This is a genomic window from Micromonospora sp. NPDC048947, from assembly GCF_040649495.1.
In the GTDB taxonomy this organism is placed as follows: Bacteria; Actinomycetota; Actinomycetes; order Mycobacteriales; family Micromonosporaceae; genus Micromonospora; species Micromonospora alfalfae.
This window is the reverse complement of sequence record NZ_JBEZFO010000004.1, coordinates 53,272-69,918: the sequence shown is the minus strand read 5'-3', so window position 1 is coordinate 69,918 and position 16,647 is coordinate 53,272. Positions and strand designations below refer to the sequence as shown.

The window sequence follows — 16,647 nt, the reverse complement described above, 5'->3', positions numbered from 1 at the left end:
ACCGGGCCCCGCCCCTGGGCGCACTCTCCCCTTCGGACGACATTCCGGAGGGAGAACGTGATGCGACGACGAGGTGCCAGCGGGGTGGCGATGGCCGCGCTGCTCGGTGTGAACCTGGTCCTGCCGACCCGACCCGAGCCGGCCACGGCGGTGGGGTTCGTCGAGGCGTACCCGGTGACGGCGGCGGCGATGCGCGCGGCCGGCCCTCCGTACGCGGACTGGGCTGCCGACGGACGCCGGTTCCTGCTGTTCGACGAGCGCGGTGACGGTCGCGCGGTCGAGGTGTTCGGCGACCTCGCCGACGCGGACCGGATCGCGGTGCTGGTGCCGGGGGTCGGCAGCACCCTCGCCGACTTCGACACCGGGTTGGGCGGGGTGGCCCGGCGGGCGCCGGCGGTGCAGGCCGGGCAGCTCTACCGGGAGCTGCGGGCGACCGACCCGACGGCGCGGGTAGCGGTGCTGGCCTGGCTCGGCTACGACCCGCCCGACGGGGTGTTGACCGCCGCCGGTGGCGTCAGCGCGCGGCGCGGCGCGGCCGGGTTGGCAGCACTGCTGCGGGAACTGGCCGGGCGGCGTCCGGCGGCGACGATCACGCTGGTCGGGCACAGCTACGGGGCGCTGGTGGTGGCGCTGGCGGCGGCGGACGCCCCGGCCCAGGTCACCGACGTGGTCAGCCTCGGCGGTGTCGGCGCTGGGGTGCAGCGCGCCGACGACCTGCCCGGCGGGCGGCGATTCTGGGCGGCCGAGGCGCCGACCGACTGGATCCGACGGGTACCGCCGGTGCGCCTGCCCGGCCTGGGTTTCGGCCGGCGACCCGGCGACCCGGCATTCGGTGCCCGACCCCTGCCGGTGGGTGGGGTGGCGGGGCACGACGGCTACCTCGCGTCGGGCAGCGCCGCGCTGGGCGCGGTGGCGGCGGTAGTGCTGGGCGACGTCGACCGGATCGGGGACGCCCGGTGAGCCGGGACCGTGCCGTCGACGCGCTGCGGGCGTACGCCATCGGCGGGGTGGTGCTCGGGCACTGGCTGGTCACCGGTCTGGTGCTTGGCGGCGACGGCGGGCTGCACCAGGCCAGTCCGCTGACCGCCCTGCCCGACCTGGCCCCGGCGACCTGGGTGTTGCAGACGCTCGGGCTGTTCTTCTTCACCGCCGGGTTCGGCTCGACCCGGTCGCTTGCCCGCCACCCGGGCGGCGCGGGTGGTTGGCTGGCGGGGCGGCTGCGCCGGCTGCTGCTGCCCACCGTGGCGCTGCTCGGTGTGGGTGCCGCGGTGCTGCTCGCCGCCACCGTCGTCGGCACCTCGGACGACACGCTCTCCGTCGCGCTGCGGCTGGCGGTCAGCCCGCTGTGGTTCCTGCTACCGCTGGTGATCCTGGTCGCGGTGACCGGCCCGCTGCGCGTCGCCGTACGCCGGTGGGGGGTGGCTCGGTGCGGGGCCCCGGCGGTGGCCGTGGTGGCTGCTGCCGACCTGGCCGTCCGGCTGCTGCCGGCCGGCACCGACCTGCCCCCGGTCACCGTGCTGGCGGCCTGGTCGGTGCCGTACCTGCTGGGTGTGGCGCACGCCGACGGGCGGCTGGACGGCCGGCGGGCGGGCGGCACGTTGGCGGCCGGTGGGGCGGTCGCGCTGGCGGCGCTGCTGGCGCTGGGCTACCCGGTGAGCGCTGTCGGCGTGCCCGGGGCCGGGGTGTCCAACCTGAACCCGCCGTCGCTGCTGGTCGTGGCGCTGGCGGTGACCCAGGTCGGGCTGGGGCTGTTGGCCCGGCCGGCCCTGCACCGGCTGCTGACCCGGCCGCTGCCGGGCCGGGCGGTGACCGCTGTGAACCGGTCCGCGGTCCGGATCTACCTGTGGCACCAGCCGGTACTGGTGGCGGTGACCGCGCTCACCGCGCGCGGCGGGCTGGCGATGCCCGGTCTGCACACCGCCCCGGACGGCCCGGGATGGGTGCTGGCGCGCTGCTGCTGGCTGCCGTTGCTCACCGTGGTGCTGGTCACTGTGGTGCGGGTGGGGCGGCCGAGATCGCGCCACCGAGGCGTACGCGCTGGTGGCGAGCGGCGTCGCCAACCGGGCGGTGGAGGGGCCGCCGGCCGGTCGGCCGAGTGCGTTCCGTCGGTACCTCAGGTGTACGATCATCGACGTTCCGGCCCGCCCGACTTGCAGGAGGTGATCGCTGTGCGAGATAGCGATCCTCCCAGTCGTGGCCGGGCCGATGGTCAGTCCCGCTGAGCCACGACTCAGTCTGGTGAACTGACCCCGCTCCGCTCCCCACCACGTCGGCAACCGCCGAGGTGAGTGTGCCGCGCCGCCCGGTCCCGGGCGGTCGCCGGGAGCCGCCCGGTCACGACTTCGTGTGCGCGTCCCCACCCCCTGCGGTCCGCCCCCGCACGCGGACCGTCCAGCCGCCACCCGGAGCCGTCATGAGCCGTTACGTCGCCCCGCTGGGCTTCACCCTCGCCGCCGTCTGGGTGGCCATCGTCTTCGTGCTCGCCGGTGGCGGTCACTGACCGCTCCGGATCGGCAGTGTCGCTGACCGCTGGCCGGCGCCGCCCGTGCTGGTGCCGGCGGCGGTCCCTGACCGCCGCCGGCGCACCGGCTACAACATCCGGGACGACCAGAGCAGACTGAACGCGCCCGCGCAGAGCGCCAGCAGCAACGCCAGCCCGGCGTACCACTGGGTCACCTCACGCGGCTCGGTGCGGAACCCGATCGAGCTGCCCATGTCCTGATAGACCTGCTTCAGCTCGCTCACCGAGGCTGCCTCGTAGAAGTAACCCTCGGTGGTCTCGGCCAGCTCGGCGAGGGCCATCCGGTCCACCGGCACCCGCTGCAACTGCCCGCCGATGTCGACCTGGCCGGTGTCGGTGCCGAAGGCGATGGTGGAGACCGGAACGTTCGCGGCCTGCGCGGCCGCCGCCGCCTCCTCCACCGCCCGACCGGAGGTCCGGAAGCCGTCGGAGAGCAGCACGATCCGTGCCGGCGGGATGCCCTCCGCGCCGTCGGTCGGCACCGACCGGATCGCCTCCAGGCAGGTGAACACCGCCTCGCCAGTGGCTGTCGCCTCGGCCAGCACCAGCCCGTCGATGGCGCTGGTCACCGCGTCCCGGTCCTTGCCCGGCGGCACCAGCACGTTGGCCGCCTTGGCGAACGACACGAGGCCCAGGTTGTAGCTCTCCGGCAGCTCACTGACGAACTGCTTGGCCGCCTCCTGGGCCGCCTCCAGCCGGTTCGGCGCCACGTCGTCGGCCTGCATCGACAACGACACGTCGATGGCGAGCATCACGGTGGCCCGCTCCAGCGGCTCCTTGGTGTCCACAGCGGGACGGGCCAGCGCGGTGGCCAGCACCAGCAGGCAGAGCAGGAACGCGGTCGCCGGGACGTGCCGACGCCAGCCCAGGCCCTTCGGCGCGACAGTACGCAGCAGGTCCACATTGGTGAACCGCATCGCGTACGCCCGGCGGTGCAACTGCCGCCAGACGTAGAACGCGGCGAGGGCGAAGACCGGCAGCACAGCCAGCAGCCACCACGGTTGCAGAAAACGGATCATCGTGTCGTCCCCCGGGTACGCGCGTGCCGCTGCGCGGCCACGAATCGCACCATGTCCAGCAGCCAGTCTCGGTCGGTACGCAGACGCAGGTGGGCCGCGCCGGCGCCGCGCAGGGCGGCGGCGATCGTGGCCCGTTGGGCGGTGGCCGCCTCGGCGTAGCGCTGCCGCAACCGCGGGTCGGCGGTCTGCACCTCGTGCAGCTCGCCGCTCTCCGGGTCGACCACCGGCAACACGCCCACGTCGGGCAGTTCCAGCTCACGCGGGTCGACCACCTCGATCGCCAGCACGTCGTGGCGGACGCGCAGCTTGCGCATCGGCCGCGCCCACTGCTCGGCCGGCGCGAGGAAGTCCGAGACCACCACTGCCACACCACGACGGCGCGGCGGACGGTTGAGCATCTCGATCAGGGCGCCGAGATCACCACGGCCGGGTTGGATGGCGGTGCCGGCGACGGCACGCAGCAGGCCCTGCGCCTCCTTGCGTCCGGAGCGCGCCGGCAGCCGGGTGAGCACCCCGGGCCCGGCCGGCGGTGGTCCGCCGCGCCAGCGTCGGGCCGGGGCGGACACCCCGCCACCGGTGCCGATCACGGCGCCGATCCGGTTACCCCCGCGCACTGTCAGGTGGGTGATGGCGGCCGCGGCGGCCACCACCACCTCCCGTTTGAGCCACTGCCCGGTCCCGAAGTCCAGGCTGGCGGAGAGGTCGAGCGCGAGCCAGGTCTCCAGTTCCCGGTCGGCGACCGTACGCCGCACGTGCGGTGTGGTGGTCCGGGCCGTGACCGGCCAGTCCATCCGGCGCACGTCGTCGCCGGGGCGGTACTCCCGGGACTCTCCCGCCTCACTGCCCGGTCCGGGCAGCAGGCCGGCGTAGTCGCCCTGGAGCAGACCGTCGAGCTTGCGGGTGACGAGCAGCTGAAGCCGGGACAGCACGGCCTCGCTACGGTCGGCGAGGGGTGCCGGACGAGGGGTGGGTGAGGTCACGGGCGCTGCCCGGGCCAGCCAGCGCCCGGCGGCGGCGCGATCGTCGGCGGGGTGGCCTGCTGCCGGGGAGCGACAGCCGGGAGCGGGATCGTCGACATCACCCGCTGCACGATGTGGTCGGCGGGTACGTCGTCGGCGAGCGCGTCGTAGCTGAGCACCAACCGGTGCCGCAGGATGTCCGGCGCGATGTCCTGCACGTCCTGTGGCAGCGCGTAGTCACGCCCGCGCAGCAGCGCCAGGGCGCGGGTGGCCCGGACCAGGCCGAGCGAGGCGCGCGGGCTGGCCCCGTACTGGATCAGTTGCGCGACGTCGGGCATGCCGTGCTCGGCCGGGGCCCGGGTGGCCAGCACCAACCGGACCGCGTAGTCGACAAGGGCGTTGTGGACGAACACCTGGTCCGCCTTGCGTTGCAGGGCGATCAGCTCCGGGGTGTCGAACACCGCTGTCGGCTCGGGCGCGGCCACGCCCATCCGGTAGACGATCTCCCGTTCCTCCGCGTCGGTCGGGTAGCCCACCACGATCTTCATGAGGAACCGGTCCCGCTGCGCCTCCGGCAGCGGGTAGACGCCCTCCTGCTCGATCGGGTTCTGGGTGGCCATCACCAGGAACGGGTCCGGCACCCGGTGGCTCTCCCCACCGATGGACACCTGCCGCTCACTCATGACCTCCAGCAGCGCGGACTGCACCTTCGCCGGTGCCCGGTTGATCTCGTCGGCGAGCAGGAAGTTGACGAAGACCGGGCCCAACTCGACGTCGAACTTCTCGCTCGACTGCCGGTAGATCCGGGTGCCCATGATGTCGGCGGGCACCAGGTCCGGGGTGAACTGGACCCGGGCGAAGGACCCACCGACGACCTTGGCGAGGGTCTCCACGGCCAGGGTCTTGGCCACCCCGGGCACGCCTTCGAGCAGGCAGTGACCGCGGGCGAGCAACGCGACGAACATCCGCTCCACCATCCGGTCCTGCCCGACGATCACACGTTTGATCTCGAACAGGCCCTTCTCCAGCAGGGTGGCGTCCTGCGCGGGTGTGGTCACCGGGGCGGGTGCCGCTCCGTTCGGCGTCGGGGCGTCGGGCATGGTCGGCTGGGCCACCGGTCCTCCACAGCGTTTGTCGGTCGTCGCGGCTCGTGCGGTATCAAGACTCGCACGCCTTGCTGAGTGTCGAGGTGGGGAGAAGCCGATTTTGGCCGCGCCGTCCCCAGCGGCCGAATCGCGCATCGAGGGTGTGCACGGACCGGCCCACCGCGTGTACGATTCACCCCGTCGCCGGGCGGCTCCCCCCGTGGTCGCCCGGCGCTCAACTTCTCCGTCCCGCCGCCCTAGACTGGCCGGGATGAGCATCCCCTCCCCCGCCGATGAGGCCCTGGTCTGTTCGGCCCGGGGCTGCCGGTCCGCCGCCGTCTGGGCGCTGGAGTGGAACAATCCCCGTCTGCACGACGCCGATCGGCGCAAGACCTGGTTGGCCTGCGCCGAGCACCGGGGCAGCCTCGGTGACTTCCTCGACGCTCGAGGCTTCCTGCGTGCCGTCACTCCGGTGCCCGGATCGCCTACGCTCGACCTGTGAGCGGCGACCCTCCGGCTTCCCCCGGCCCCACCTCCCCGTCCTGGCCGCCCACCCCGGCCACCGCACCACCCGGCGTCGACCCGCCGCCCGGCGCGTTCCCGGCACCCGGCACGCTCGGCCCGGAGCCCACAGCGCCGGATGCCTCGACGCCTGCCCCGCTGCCACCGGGCGCGCTGCCGCCCGGTCACCGGCCGGCACCCGCCGCCGATCAGCGCGCGCCCGACCTGCCGCCCCCGGGTCTCCTGCCGCCCGAGCCCGGCGCGCTGCTGACGGCCGCGCCGGGTGGTCGGGGTCCACTGGAGCCCTGGCCGGACACTGTCAACTGGCAGCCGATCTCCACCGACCTGATCTGGGTGGAGCTGATCCGGCTGGCGATCGTGGTGGCCATCGGGCTGGCGGTGACCGGGGTCGGCTGGGCGTTCAGCGGTCACTGGTTGTTCGGGCTCGCCGTCGCCGTCGTGCTGGTGCTCGGTGCGTGGCGGGCCGTCGCGATCGTCCGCGCGGTCCGGGCCTGGGGGTACGCCGAGCGGGAGAACGACCTGCTGGTGCGGCACGGGCTGCTGGTCCGCCGGCTCTCCATCGTGCCCTACTCGCGGATGCAGTTCGTCGACGTGAGCGCCGGGCCGTTGGAGCGCGCCTTCGACCTGGCCACTGTGCAGTTGCACACCGCGGCGGCGGCGAGCGACGCCCGGGTGCCCGGGCTGCGTCCGGCGGAGGCGTCGCGGCTGCGCGATCGACTCACCGCGCTCGGCGAGGACCGGGCGGAGGGGCTGTGAACACCCGCGTGGGTGGCCGCCGACCGCGCCGAGGGCCGCGCCGATGAGCGACGGGGCCCCCGAGCCGAGCACCGTGCCACCCACCGGCCCGACGCCACCGGGGCCGGTGCTGCCCGCTGGCGCGACATCGTCTGGGCCGGTGCCGACTGGCACGGCATCGCCTGGGCCGGTGCCGACTGGCTCGTCACCTCATGGGCCGGTGCCGCCCGGCACGCCCGCGTCGTGGCCGGCACCACCGGTTGGCGGCGAGGGCGAGCCCCGGCAGCGACTGCACCCGCTCAGCCCGGTGCTGCACGGCGCCAAGTCCCTGGTCGTGGTGATCGCCGGGCTGTCCTGGTCGACGCTGTCCCGGGTGGGCTTCGGCTGGTTCGCCGCCATGGTGGCGGTGCTGGCGCTCGGCGCGACAGTGCTGTCGGTGATCAGCTGGTACAACACCGGCTACCACGTCGTCGGCCGGGAACTACGGGTGTACGAGGGGCTGCTCTGGCGGCGTACCCGGGCCATCCCGTTGGAACGGTTGCAGGCCGTGGAGGTGGTCCGGCCGCTGCTCGCCCAGCTCACCGGCCTGGCCGAGCTGCGCCTGGAAGTGGTCGGCGGAGGCAAGACCGAGGCGCCGCTGGCGTACCTCGGCGTCGCCGACGCGGCGGTGCTGCGCGAGCGTCTGCTGGCGCTGGCCGGGCGGGTGGCGCAGCGGCCCGCGCCCAGCGACGCCGCGGCCCCGGTTGCCCCGGGTGCGACGGCGCCACCGACGGCCGTACCGGGCCGGCCACTGCACGCGGTACGCAACCAGAACCTGCTGATCAGCCAACTGCTCACCCCGCAGGCGTTCCTGCTCCCGTTCGGTGTGGCCTTCGTCGTGGTGCAGTTCCTCACCGCCGGTTCGTGGTCGTTCGTCGCGGTGGCGAGCACACTGACCGCGATGGCGGGTGTCCTGCTGCAGCCGATCCGCCGGGTCCTCGACGACTGGAACTTCCGGCTGGCCCGCGACGGCGGCACGCTGCGGGTGCACAACGGCCTGCTGGAGACGCGGGCGCAGACCGTGCCGCTGGAGCGGGTGCAGACCGTGCGGGCCACCTGGCCGTTGCTGTGGCGGATGAAGGGCTGGCTGCGGCTGCGGCTGGAGGTGGCCGGTTACTCCGTCGCGGAGGCCGACGACCGCAACCGGCCCGACCGGCTGCTGCCGGTCGGCGACCTGCCGACGGCGACGATGATCGTCGCCGAGGTGCTTCCCGGGGTACGCCTCGACGCGCTCAACCTGAGCCCGCCGCCGCGGCGGACCCGTTGGCTGCACCCGCTGGGCCGCACCGCGTTCGGCGCGGGGCTGTTCGAGCGGGTGTTCGCCACCCGGTCCGGGCGGCTCACCAGGCAGTTGGTGATCGTGCCGTACGCCCGGATCCAGAGCGTGCGAGTGGTCCAGGGGCCCATCCAGCGCCGTCTCGGGTTGGCCACCGTCCACGCCGACACCGCGGGCGGCTCCGGCGCCACAGCCCAGGACCGCGACCTGGCCGAGGCCTGGGCCCTGGCAGCGGACCTGACCGCGAGAGCACACCAGGCCCGCACCCGACTCTGACCCCGCGACGGCCCACCCCGTTGCTATATATATCGCCGCACGATATATATAGACCATGGACATCAGTGAGCAGACGTTCCTGATCCTCTCCGCCCTCGCCGACCAACCCCGCCACGGCTACGCGTTGGTGACAGAGGTCGACGAGATGACCAGCGGCAGGATCCGGCTACGCGCCGGCACCCTCTACGGGGCCCTCGACCGCCTCGTCACCCAGGGGCTCATCGCCCCCGACCACGACGAGGTGGAGAAGGGCCGGCTGCGTCGTTTCTACACATTGACCGACGCCGGGGCAGACGCCATCCGCGCTGAGAGCCAGCGGATGGCCACAGCGGTCCGGCTCGCCGAGGAACGCCTCAACAAGCGTGCCGCCCGCAACGCCCCGCGCCTCGGGACCATCGGATGAGCCCGGACACGAGCCCCCTGGAACGACGATATCGGCGGCTGCTGCGTCTGCTGCCAGCCACGCACCGCAGCGCCCGCGGCGAGGAACTGCTCGGACTGCTGCTCGACCTCGACGACGGCCGCCGACACCCCAGCTGGCACGAGACACTGAACATCGTCGCCCTGGCGATCCGACTGCGACTCACCACGCCCGTCACCACCACGGCCCTGACCACCGGGCTCACCGCCCTGCTCGTCGCCGCCGGCACCCAGCCCGCCGGTCACACAGTGGACCTGTTCACCGGCGCCGTCCTCGCCACCGACATGGCGGCCATCATCGCCAGCTGGCCGCAACTGGCCGCTCTCGGCCTGCTGCCCCTCGCGCCACTGATCGCCTGGCTGTGCGGCGCGACCCGGACCGCCCTCACCCTGCAGGCGATATTCCTGACGGTCACCGTAGGTTGGTTCGTCATCGACGTGCTCGGCGGCGCCGGCCTGGGGATCAACCCCGGCCAACAACTCTTCGCGTACGCCCCACCGGCCCTGACCCTCGCACTGCTCGCGGTCGCCGCCCGCGAACGGTGGGCCGCGCCCCGGCCGCGCCCGTTCTGGTGGGCCCTCGTCCCGCTCGGGATCCTCGCCTGGAAGGGCACCGGAGAGTGGGGACGCCACGGCGTCTACGTTCCCGACGCCGTGCCGACGGTCATCGGGGTCCTCACCGCCGCCACAGTCGCTGTCGGAGCCGCCTTCGCGCTCCGCCGCCACCGGCCCGCCGTCATCGTCGGCGTCGGGCTCACCGGATTCGTCGCCGGATGGCTCATCCCCGACCCGCTGCTCTCCAACACGGCGATGCGCCACTTCGACGGTCAACCGCTGCCACTGGCGATCCTCATCATGGTGATCGCCGCCACCGTGGGCGGCATCAGTCGCCTCACCCGTCGCCTCAAGCCCGAGGCGCGAGCGCTACCACCCGATGAACCAGTGCTGCCCTGAACACCAGCTTCGGCTCGGAACGACCGACCCTGATGGGACCTAACGGTCGGCGGGGATCGCGGGGTGGGTGGTGGTGTCCGGTTCCCGTGGAGCGGGCGGCTCGGGCTCGCCGGGCGGAGGGTCGGTGGGCTGCTCCGTGGGCAGTGCCGCCTTGGCGCTCGGGTGGCGGGCCCGCCAGGCCGCCCAGCCGCGCTCCGCCAGACCGACCACCAGGAAGGTCAGCCCCACGTAGGCCCAGCCGACCAACACGTCGATCACGTAGTGCTCACCCGAGTAGACCAGGGTGAAGGTCATCGCCAGCGGATACGCGAGCAGCAGCGGCCACCAACGACGACGGGTGGCGGTCAGGAAGAACAGCACCACGAACAACGCCCACGCGGTGTGCAGCGAGGGCATCGCGGCGACCGGGTTGGAGGCGATCTGACCGGCGTTGAGGACGTTGCCGGCGCCGTGCATGCCGAACGCCTTCCAACCCCGGGTCGAGATCCGGGCGACCTCGGTGAGCAGGCCGTTCTGCGCCGCCCACCAGGGCGGCGCGGCCGGGTAGATGAAGTAGGTGACCAGACCGGCCGCGCAGAGGAAGCCCCAGCGCCGCATGTACGCGGCCCAGCGGTGCCGGTCGCGCAGCCAGAGCACCGCGGCGGCGGCCAGCGCCACCACGAAGTGGGAGAAGTACACCCAGCTCGCGGCGACATCCCACCAGTGCACCTGCGGGTGGTAGAGGTGCTGCTGCAACCAGACGGTGGGCACCTCACCGCCGGTGGCCCAGCCGAACATGAACCGGTCGGCGACGATCAACTCCATCGCGTGCGGCGTGGCCCCGTTGTCGGCGAACCCGCGCGAGAGGTTGTAGATCACGAACAGCAGCACCACCGGCACCCAGTCCCGGGCGAAGCGCAGGTGGCTACGCCACGGCCGTTCGCTGTTCCAGGCGATGGTCGCGAGCCAGATCCAGACGAAGGCGTACGCCGGGTCGGTGGGCAGCCCGATGGCCAGCCACGCGGCGACGAAGGCGACCGCCCAGACGGTCATCGCGACGACGCGCCGACGACCCCCGTCCGGGGACGCGGGCGGGTCGGTCCGGGCGGGGGGCTGGGGGTCAGTCACGACGGCCATCGGGGTCAAGGTTAACGACGGGTACGGCATCGACCGACGGGGACCACCCGTTGCACGTCGGGGTGGTCGCGCCCGGATCGTCGGGCGCGTGCTCGACGCGTCCGGCGAGCACCTAGGCTGACGACCATGCAGGAGCAGCCCGAGCCGGCCTTCGCGCCGGGTCTGACCGCCCAGGTCGAGTTGACGGTCACCGACGCGGACACCGCCCAGGCGGTCGGTTCCGGGGACGTACCGGTGCTGGGCACTCCCCGGGTGCTGGCGCTGGCCGAGGCGGCCACCGTCGCGGCGACGGCGACCGGGATGCCACAGGGTTCGACGACAGTGGGCACCCGTGTCGAGTTGGAGCACCTGGCACCGACAGTGGTCGGCCGGACGGTCCGCGCGCAGGCGCTGCTGGCGACCGTCGACGGTCGCCGACTGTCGTTCGAGGTCACTGTCAGTGACGGCGACCAGACGGTGGCCCGGGGCCGGGTGGACCGGATCCTGGTCGACCGGGGACGCTTCGTCGAACGGGCCGGGCGGACGTCGTGAACGCCGCTTTCGTCGAGGTCGCCGACCGGGTGCACGTGCTGGCCGAACCGCTGCTGCGGGTCAACGTCACGCTGGTCGTCGGCGACGACGAGGCGCTACTGGTGGACACGCTCTCCTCGGCCGCCCAGGCCACCGAGCTGGCCGAGGCAGTCCGGGCGGTCACCGACCGTCCGTTGACGCTTGTCAACACCCACCACCACTACGACCACTGCTTCGGCAACGCCGTCCTGGCCGGCGACCCACCCCGCCCGGTGTACGCGCACGAACTGGCCGCCACCGCCCTGCGCGAGGAGCCGGAGCGGCTACGCCGGGAGGCGTACGAGGAGTTGCGCACGGAGCACCCGGCGCTCGCCGCCGAACTGGCCGACACCCCGCTGTTCGCCCCCACGCACACAGTGCACGTCGAGACGGTCCTCGACCTCGGCGGTCGACGGGTGCTGCTACGCCACCCGGGGCGGGGGCACACCGAGGCCGACCTTGTGGTGCACGTGCCGGACGCCGACGTGTTGGTGGCCGGGGACCTGGTGGAGCAGAGCGGCCCGCCCGCCTTCGAGGACTCGTACCCGTTGCAGTGGCCGGACGCGGTCGCGGACCTGCTGCGACTCACCACCGCGCGCACTGTGGTGATCCCGGGCCACGGCGACCCGGTGGACGTCGACTTCGTCCGGGCGCAGCACGCGGAGCTGGCGAAACTGGCCTGGCTGATCCGGGCCGCGCACACCGGCAGCGCCCCGCCGGAGCGGGTGGCGGCCGAGGCCCCTTTCGGGGCCCGCCCGGCCCTGGTCGCCGCACACCGGGGCTACCTCCAGCTGAACGGCGACGCCTGACCCGCCTACGCCGAGGCACGTCGCCACTGCTGGTGGGTGCCGGTGCCACACGTCCACTGGGCGAGGCGGGCACCGTCGGTGGTGGCGGCGTTGAGCACCTCCAGGCACTTGCCACTGTGCCGGGCGACGAGCTGCACGTACCCCGAGCCGAGATCCTGCACGCGCCACTGCTGGTTCGTGCCGCCGTTGCAGCTCCACTGGATCACGCGGACCCCGTCGGTGGTTGCTGTCGCGCCGCCGGACACGTCGAGGCACTTGCCGCTGTGCACGCTGACCACCGCCTGGTAACCGCCACCCGCGTCCTGGAAGCGCCACCGCTGGTTCGGCTGACCGTTCGCGGCCCACTGCACGATCTCCGCACCGTCGGTGGTCGCGTTGTTGTAGACGTCCAGCAGCTTGCCGCTGTGTCGCGCGCTGAGGGTGTACGTGGTCGGCACCGGCACCGAGGTGTCCGGGGTCAGCCGGTACAGCCCGGCTCCGTGGGCCGGTAGCGACCGGGTGAGGGTGCCGGTCACCGTGCCGAGGGCCGCGCCGGACCACAGGTCGGTCACTGCGGCCGACCCGATCCCGAGGTCGGCGAGGTTCACCGACACCTGCGCCGCGCTGCTGTCCCGGTTGAACAGGGCGACGTACCGATCGGTGCTGCCCGGCACGTCGGCGACCCACACCTGCCGGCTGCCACCGTAGAGCTGACGGTTGTTCGTGCTGTTCTGGTTGACTCCCAGAACAGCGGCGTTGGTCATCAGCGCCAGCTCCGCGGCGCGGTTCTCGACAAGGTTGCCGCCCCACATCAACGGCGCCCGGTTGATCGCCCAGAGTGACATCAGGGTGCGCTGCTCGTCGGCTGTCAGATTGGAGTATCGCGGCGAGCCAACCGGCCCGTACTTGGAGAGCCGGCCGATCGGGATCATGTCGGCGTCGGGCCACGCGCCGGTGGTGCGGTACGGGGTCCAGTTGCGCAGTTGGTCGAAGAGCGCGTCCACTGACGACCAGTTGTCCCACAGATCGTTGACGATCCGCCACATGTGCGCGTTGGCCTGGACGTGTGCGCCGCTGGCCAACGAGGTCGGGCCGGGTGACAGGCTCAACACCATCGGACGGCCGCTGCGCTGGATGGCCAGTCGGTACCCCTCGACCTCCGACTGCCGGTACGTCGGGGCGGCGATGTCGTCCACCTTCACGTAGTCGACCCCCCAGGACGCCAGCAACTGGAACATCGAGTCCAGGTAGGTCTGCGCGCAGGGGTTGGACATGTTCAGGCCCCACATCAGGTTGAGCCAGGCCGCTGTGGTGGTGTTGTTGATCTGGTTGGCGCGGCAGGTGGTCCCGAGGATCGGAACGTTGTCGGCGACCGCCTGGCGGGGAATGCCTCGCATCAGGTGGACGCCGAACTTCAGCCCCTGCGCGTGGACGTAGTCGGCGAGCGGCTTGAACCCGTTCTCACCGGCGGCTGAGGGGAACCGGGTGGTGTCCGGCAGCAGCCGTCCGTTGGCGTCCATCCGGAGCCGGGGTTGCAGGTTCGCGTCCTGGTTGGGGCTGTTGTTGTGCCGACCGGGGTAGTACCAGGCCCAGTCGATCACCACGTACTCCCAGCCGAACTGCCGCAGGTTGGCGCCCATGTAGTCGGCGTTGGCCCGGACGTCGGCCTCGGTGACACTCCAGTTGAACGAGTCGTAGCTGTTCCACCCCATCGGCGGGGTGTCGGCCACCCCGTTGTCCCACGCCTTCGCCCGCTCGGGCGGGTCGGCGACGACCATCCCGGCAGCCACGAGCAGCATGACCAGCAGGGCCGCGACGCGGCGAAACAACAGAGGCACCAAAACCACCCGCATCAGAACCTCCCCGACGACGCCCACGTTTCCATCGTGCGACGTCGATGTTAACGCTCACAAATTCCCGAGGTCAACCCCCTCCCCCACCCCCGCCAGCACCCCCCGACGCCACCCCGCCCACCCCCTCCCCCCGCCCCGCCCGCCCCGCGTTGCCCGCGTTGCCCCACCCCCGCCCCCGTCGATCATGGAGTTGTGGCGGGTCGTAAAAGCCGCAAATATTCGGCATTCGGGCACCACAAGTCCATGATCGACTGGGCGGGGCAGTGCGGGGCGAGGGCAGCGCGGGGTGGGGTTAGGGGTTGAAGCGGTTTTGGACGGCGGTGCGGGTGGGCATGGCGGTGGCGCCGCCCGGGGATTCGCAGACCAGGCCGGCAACCCGCAACGCGAAGGCGACCCGGTCGACCCAGCCTGACGGGCTCTCCGGTTCGCCGTCGACGAGCAGGTCGGCGATCAGCGCGGCCATCACGGAGTCACCCGCGCCGGTGGCGTCGATGGCGTCGACAGTGGGGGCCGGCACCCGGACCGGGTCGGCTTCGGCGGCGGCCAGCACCGCACCGGCCGCGCCGAGCGTCACCACCACAGTGGCCGCCCCCAACTCACGCAGGTACGCCGCCACCCCCTCGACCGGCTCACCGGGATAGAGCAGCACCGCGTCGGCGGCGCTCAGCTTGACCAGGTGCGCGCCGGCGGCGAACTCGGCGACCACCTCGCGCAGCCCTTCCAGCGCGGCCGGCCCGTTCAGCAGCCGGGGACGTACGTTCGGGTCGAAGACCCGCAGGCCGGCGGCGAGCGACCAGGCACGGCGGGCGGCGGCCAGCGTGTCGGGTTGGAGCAGCACGATCGAGCCGCAGTAGAGCACGTCGGCGCCCTCCAGCAGCGCCAGGTCCAGGTCGTCGGGGCCGAGCAGTCCGTAGGAGGCCGGCTCGCCGTAGAAACGGAAGTCCGGCTCCGGCCCGGCGTACGTGACCACGGCGAGCGTGGTCGGTGCCGGGACCATGATCGCACCGGCCAGCCCGACGTCGGCCGCGGTGAGGAAGTCGCGGATCCTGCCGCCCAGCGCGTCGTCACCGAGCGAGCCGACGAACTGTGCCGCACCGCCGAGTCGGGCCACGCCGACGGCGACGTTGAGTGGCCCGCCGCCGATGGCCTGCCGATAGACCCGTTCCCCGTCGATTTCGCTGTCGAGCAGGTCGACGAGCGCTTCGCCGAGCACCACCGCGTACCCCATGCCGATCCTCTCGTCGTCGCCACCGGCTGCCGCTCGCCGAGCCGATCTCCGTGGCACCAGGCTGGCACAACGCACGGCCCGATGGGCGCCGAAGGCCGTGCACCGACGTGCGCGCTACCCCGGCCGGTGGATCGGCCCGTCGACAGCCGCCAGGGGGCGGCCGGTGCCGCCCCACCGGGCCGCGACGATCTGCGCGGCCACACTCACCGCGGTCTCCTCCGGGGTACGACCGCCGAGGTCCAACCCGATCGGGGAGGCGAGCCGGGCGAGCTGCGCCGGGCTGAGCCCCGCCTCACTCAGCAGCTTGTGTCGCTCGTCGTGGGTGCGCCGTGAGCCCATCGCGCCGACGTACGCCAGCGGGTGGCGCAGTGCCAGCTCCAGCAACGGCACGTCGAACTTGGGGTCGTGGGTGAGCACGCACAGCACTGTCCGCTCGTCGAGCCGATCGGCCGCCAACTCGGTACGCAGGTAGCGGTGCGGCCACTGCACCACCACCTCGTCCGCTTCGGGAAAGCGCCGCGCGGTGGCGAAGACCGGCCGGGCGTCGCAGACGGTGACCCGGTAGCCGAGGAACGCGCCGATCCGGGCCACCGCGGCGGCGAAGTCGATCGCACCGAAGACGATCATCCGGGGCGGGTTGGCGTACGCGGTCACGAAGAGGCTGATGCCGCCGCCTCGGCGCTGCCCGTGGTACCCGTACCGGAGCATTGCGCTGCGTCCGGCGGCGAGCAGCCCGAGGGCGTCGGCGCTGGCCGCGTCGTCGAGGCGGTCGTCACCGAGCGAGCCGACGGACCCCTGGCCGGTCAGCACCAGCCGCCGGCCGAGCCGCCGGGCCGGGTCGATCGATCCGCCGCCGCCCGGAGAACTGCCGGCGTCGGCGGCCACGCAGGTGACGATCGCCGCCGGGTGGCCGCTTCGGCGGGCGGCGGCGACCGCCTCCAGCACCGGCAGGGCGCTCGTGTCGACGCGCTCCACAAACACGTCGAGGATGCCGCCGCAGGTCAGGCCCACTGTGTACGCGTCGTCGTCGCTGATCCCGTAGCGGCACAGCTCGGGTCGGCCGGTGTCGAGCACCAGGCGGGCGCGTTCGTAGAGATCGGCCTCGACGCAGCCGCCGGAGACGCTGCCGGTGACCGTGCCGTCGGTCGCGACCACCATGGCGGCGCCGGGCGGCTGCGGGGCGGAGTGCCAGGTGGCCACCACCGTGGCCAGCGCGACCGGCTCGCCGTCGCGGCACCGGCGGTGCACCTCGTCGAACACGTCCGGCACCGGCTGCCGCCTCTCCGTTCCCGCTCCCCGTACGCAGG

General features: G+C 73.1%; 17 protein-coding genes. 10 read left to right on the top strand and 7 right to left on the bottom strand.

Features of this window, described 5'->3' with window-relative positions; genetic code table 11:
- Positions 1 to 60: 60 nt before the first annotated feature.
- The 3 genes from AB0B98_RS07710 to AB0B98_RS07700 all read left to right on the top strand — a co-directional run bounded on the left by AB0B98_RS07710 (position 61) and on the right by AB0B98_RS07700 (position 2,500).
- Positions 61 to 960, top strand: a complete 900-nt coding sequence (locus AB0B98_RS07710) for an alpha/beta hydrolase (RefSeq protein ID WP_238672679.1) — start codon at positions 61 to 63, stop codon at positions 958 to 960.
- Positions 957 to 2,222: an acyltransferase gene (locus tag AB0B98_RS07705; protein ID WP_357361451.1), complete on the top strand. Its 1,266-nt coding sequence runs from the start codon at positions 957 to 959 to the stop codon at positions 2,220 to 2,222. The genes AB0B98_RS07710 and AB0B98_RS07705 overlap by 4 nt, the downstream gene beginning before the upstream one ends.
- A gap of 68 nt (positions 2,223 to 2,290) precedes the next feature.
- Positions 2,291 to 2,500, top strand: a complete 210-nt coding sequence (locus tag AB0B98_RS07700) for a hypothetical protein (RefSeq protein ID WP_357277279.1) — start codon at positions 2,291 to 2,293, stop codon at positions 2,498 to 2,500.
- Between the two features lie 89 nt (positions 2,501 to 2,589).
- Here AB0B98_RS07700 and AB0B98_RS07695 read toward each other — a convergent pair whose 3' ends face one another.
- The 3 genes from AB0B98_RS07695 to AB0B98_RS07685 are packed head-to-tail and all read right to left on the bottom strand — an operon-like array spanning position 2,590 to position 5,614.
- A complete protein-coding gene (locus AB0B98_RS07695) occupies positions 2,590 to 3,540 on the bottom strand; it encodes a VWA domain-containing protein (RefSeq protein WP_357361450.1) in 951 nt (316 codons plus the stop codon).
- Entirely contained in the window at positions 3,537 to 4,538 is a 1,002-nt protein-coding gene (locus tag AB0B98_RS07690; protein ID WP_112603426.1) for a DUF58 domain-containing protein, read from the bottom strand. The genes AB0B98_RS07695 and AB0B98_RS07690 overlap by 4 nt, the downstream gene beginning before the upstream one ends.
- On the bottom strand, positions 4,517 to 5,614 hold the full coding sequence (locus AB0B98_RS07685; protein WP_238672683.1) for a MoxR family ATPase: 1,098 nt from the start codon (positions 5,612 to 5,614) through the stop codon (positions 4,517 to 4,519). The genes AB0B98_RS07690 and AB0B98_RS07685 overlap by 22 nt, the downstream gene beginning before the upstream one ends.
- Before the next feature lie 241 nt (positions 5,615 to 5,855).
- Here AB0B98_RS07685 and AB0B98_RS07680 point away from each other — a divergent pair, with 241 nt between their 5' ends.
- From AB0B98_RS07680 to AB0B98_RS07660, 5 genes are all read left to right on the top strand, one after another.
- Positions 5,856 to 6,086 (top strand): hypothetical protein, encoded by a 231-nt coding sequence (locus tag AB0B98_RS07680; protein ID WP_357361449.1) that lies wholly within the window; start codon positions 5,856 to 5,858, stop codon positions 6,084 to 6,086.
- A 242-nt stretch (positions 6,087 to 6,328) separates the two neighbouring features.
- Entirely contained in the window at positions 6,329 to 6,862 is a 534-nt protein-coding gene (locus tag AB0B98_RS07675) for a PH domain-containing protein (RefSeq protein WP_238672716.1), read from the top strand.
- A 43-nt stretch (positions 6,863 to 6,905) separates the two neighbouring features.
- On the top strand, positions 6,906 to 8,432 hold the full coding sequence (locus AB0B98_RS07670) for a PH domain-containing protein (protein ID WP_357361448.1): 1,527 nt from the start codon (positions 6,906 to 6,908) through the stop codon (positions 8,430 to 8,432).
- A 55-nt stretch (positions 8,433 to 8,487) separates the two neighbouring features.
- Positions 8,488 to 8,835, top strand: coding sequence for a PadR family transcriptional regulator (locus tag AB0B98_RS07665; protein WP_357361447.1), 348 nt, complete (start codon positions 8,488 to 8,490; stop codon positions 8,833 to 8,835).
- The gene (locus AB0B98_RS07660; RefSeq protein ID WP_357361446.1) at positions 8,832 to 9,806 is read left to right on the top strand and encodes a hypothetical protein; all 975 of its coding nucleotides are present in this window, start codon (positions 8,832 to 8,834) and stop codon (positions 9,804 to 9,806) included. Before AB0B98_RS07665 ends, AB0B98_RS07660 begins: the two co-directional genes overlap by 4 nt.
- Positions 9,807 to 9,845: 39 nt before the next feature.
- Here the strand turns inward: AB0B98_RS07660 and AB0B98_RS07655 are convergent, their stop codons facing one another.
- Positions 9,846 to 10,922 carry a phosphatase PAP2 family protein gene (locus AB0B98_RS07655; protein WP_357361445.1) on the bottom strand — a complete coding sequence of 359 codons (1,077 nt, stop codon included), beginning with the start codon at positions 10,920 to 10,922 and terminating at the stop codon, positions 9,846 to 9,848.
- Positions 10,923 to 11,048: 126 nt separating this feature from the next.
- Between AB0B98_RS07655 and AB0B98_RS07650 the strand changes: the two genes are divergently transcribed.
- Together AB0B98_RS07650 and AB0B98_RS07645 are read left to right on the top strand one after the other, a co-directional pair.
- On the top strand, positions 11,049 to 11,453 hold the full coding sequence (locus tag AB0B98_RS07650; RefSeq protein WP_238672688.1) for a hotdog domain-containing protein: 405 nt from the start codon (positions 11,049 to 11,051) through the stop codon (positions 11,451 to 11,453).
- Positions 11,450 to 12,280, top strand: coding sequence for an MBL fold metallo-hydrolase (locus AB0B98_RS07645; protein ID WP_357361444.1), 831 nt, complete (start codon positions 11,450 to 11,452; stop codon positions 12,278 to 12,280). Before AB0B98_RS07650 ends, AB0B98_RS07645 begins: the two co-directional genes overlap by 4 nt.
- Positions 12,281 to 12,285: 5 nt before the next feature.
- On the opposite strand, the gene AB0B98_RS07640 is transcribed toward AB0B98_RS07645, so the two are convergent.
- The 3 genes from AB0B98_RS07640 to AB0B98_RS07630 all read right to left on the bottom strand — a co-directional run bounded on the left by AB0B98_RS07640 (position 12,286) and on the right by AB0B98_RS07630 (position 16,609).
- Positions 12,286 to 14,097 carry an RICIN domain-containing protein gene (locus AB0B98_RS07640; protein ID WP_357361443.1) on the bottom strand — a complete coding sequence of 604 codons (1,812 nt, stop codon included), beginning with the start codon at positions 14,095 to 14,097 and terminating at the stop codon, positions 12,286 to 12,288.
- A gap of 307 nt (positions 14,098 to 14,404) precedes the next feature.
- A complete protein-coding gene (locus tag AB0B98_RS07635) occupies positions 14,405 to 15,340 on the bottom strand; it encodes a carbohydrate kinase (RefSeq protein ID WP_357361442.1) in 936 nt (311 codons plus the stop codon).
- A gap of 114 nt (positions 15,341 to 15,454) precedes the next feature.
- The gene (locus AB0B98_RS07630) at positions 15,455 to 16,609 is read right to left on the bottom strand and encodes an XdhC family protein (RefSeq protein ID WP_357361441.1); all 1,155 of its coding nucleotides are present in this window, start codon (positions 16,607 to 16,609) and stop codon (positions 15,455 to 15,457) included.
- Positions 16,610 to 16,647: the final 38 nt, after the last annotated feature.

Excerpts from the sequence above, each read along its gene's own strand:
- AB0B98_RS07710 (WP_238672679.1), top strand. The coding sequence starts at position 61 with ATGCGACGACGAGGTGCCAGCGGGGTGGCGATGGCCGCGCTGCTCGGT.
- AB0B98_RS07695 (WP_357361450.1), bottom strand. The coding sequence starts at position 3,540 with ATGATCCGTTTTCTGCAACCGTGGTGGCTGCTGGCTGTGCTGCCGGTC.
- AB0B98_RS07680 (WP_357361449.1), top strand. The coding sequence starts at position 5,856 with ATGAGCATCCCCTCCCCCGCCGATGAGGCCCTGGTCTGTTCGGCCCGG.
- AB0B98_RS07670 (WP_357361448.1), top strand. The coding sequence starts at position 6,906 with ATGAGCGACGGGGCCCCCGAGCCGAGCACCGTGCCACCCACCGGCCCG.
- AB0B98_RS07665 (WP_357361447.1), top strand. The coding sequence starts at position 8,488 with ATGGACATCAGTGAGCAGACGTTCCTGATCCTCTCCGCCCTCGCCGAC.
- AB0B98_RS07660 (WP_357361446.1), top strand. The coding sequence starts at position 8,832 with ATGAGCCCGGACACGAGCCCCCTGGAACGACGATATCGGCGGCTGCTG.
- AB0B98_RS07655 (WP_357361445.1), bottom strand. The coding sequence starts at position 10,922 with ATGGCCGTCGTGACTGACCCCCAGCCCCCCGCCCGGACCGACCCGCCC.
- AB0B98_RS07650 (WP_238672688.1), top strand. The coding sequence starts at position 11,049 with ATGCAGGAGCAGCCCGAGCCGGCCTTCGCGCCGGGTCTGACCGCCCAG.
- AB0B98_RS07635 (WP_357361442.1), bottom strand. The coding sequence starts at position 15,340 with ATGGGGTACGCGGTGGTGCTCGGCGAAGCGCTCGTCGACCTGCTCGAC.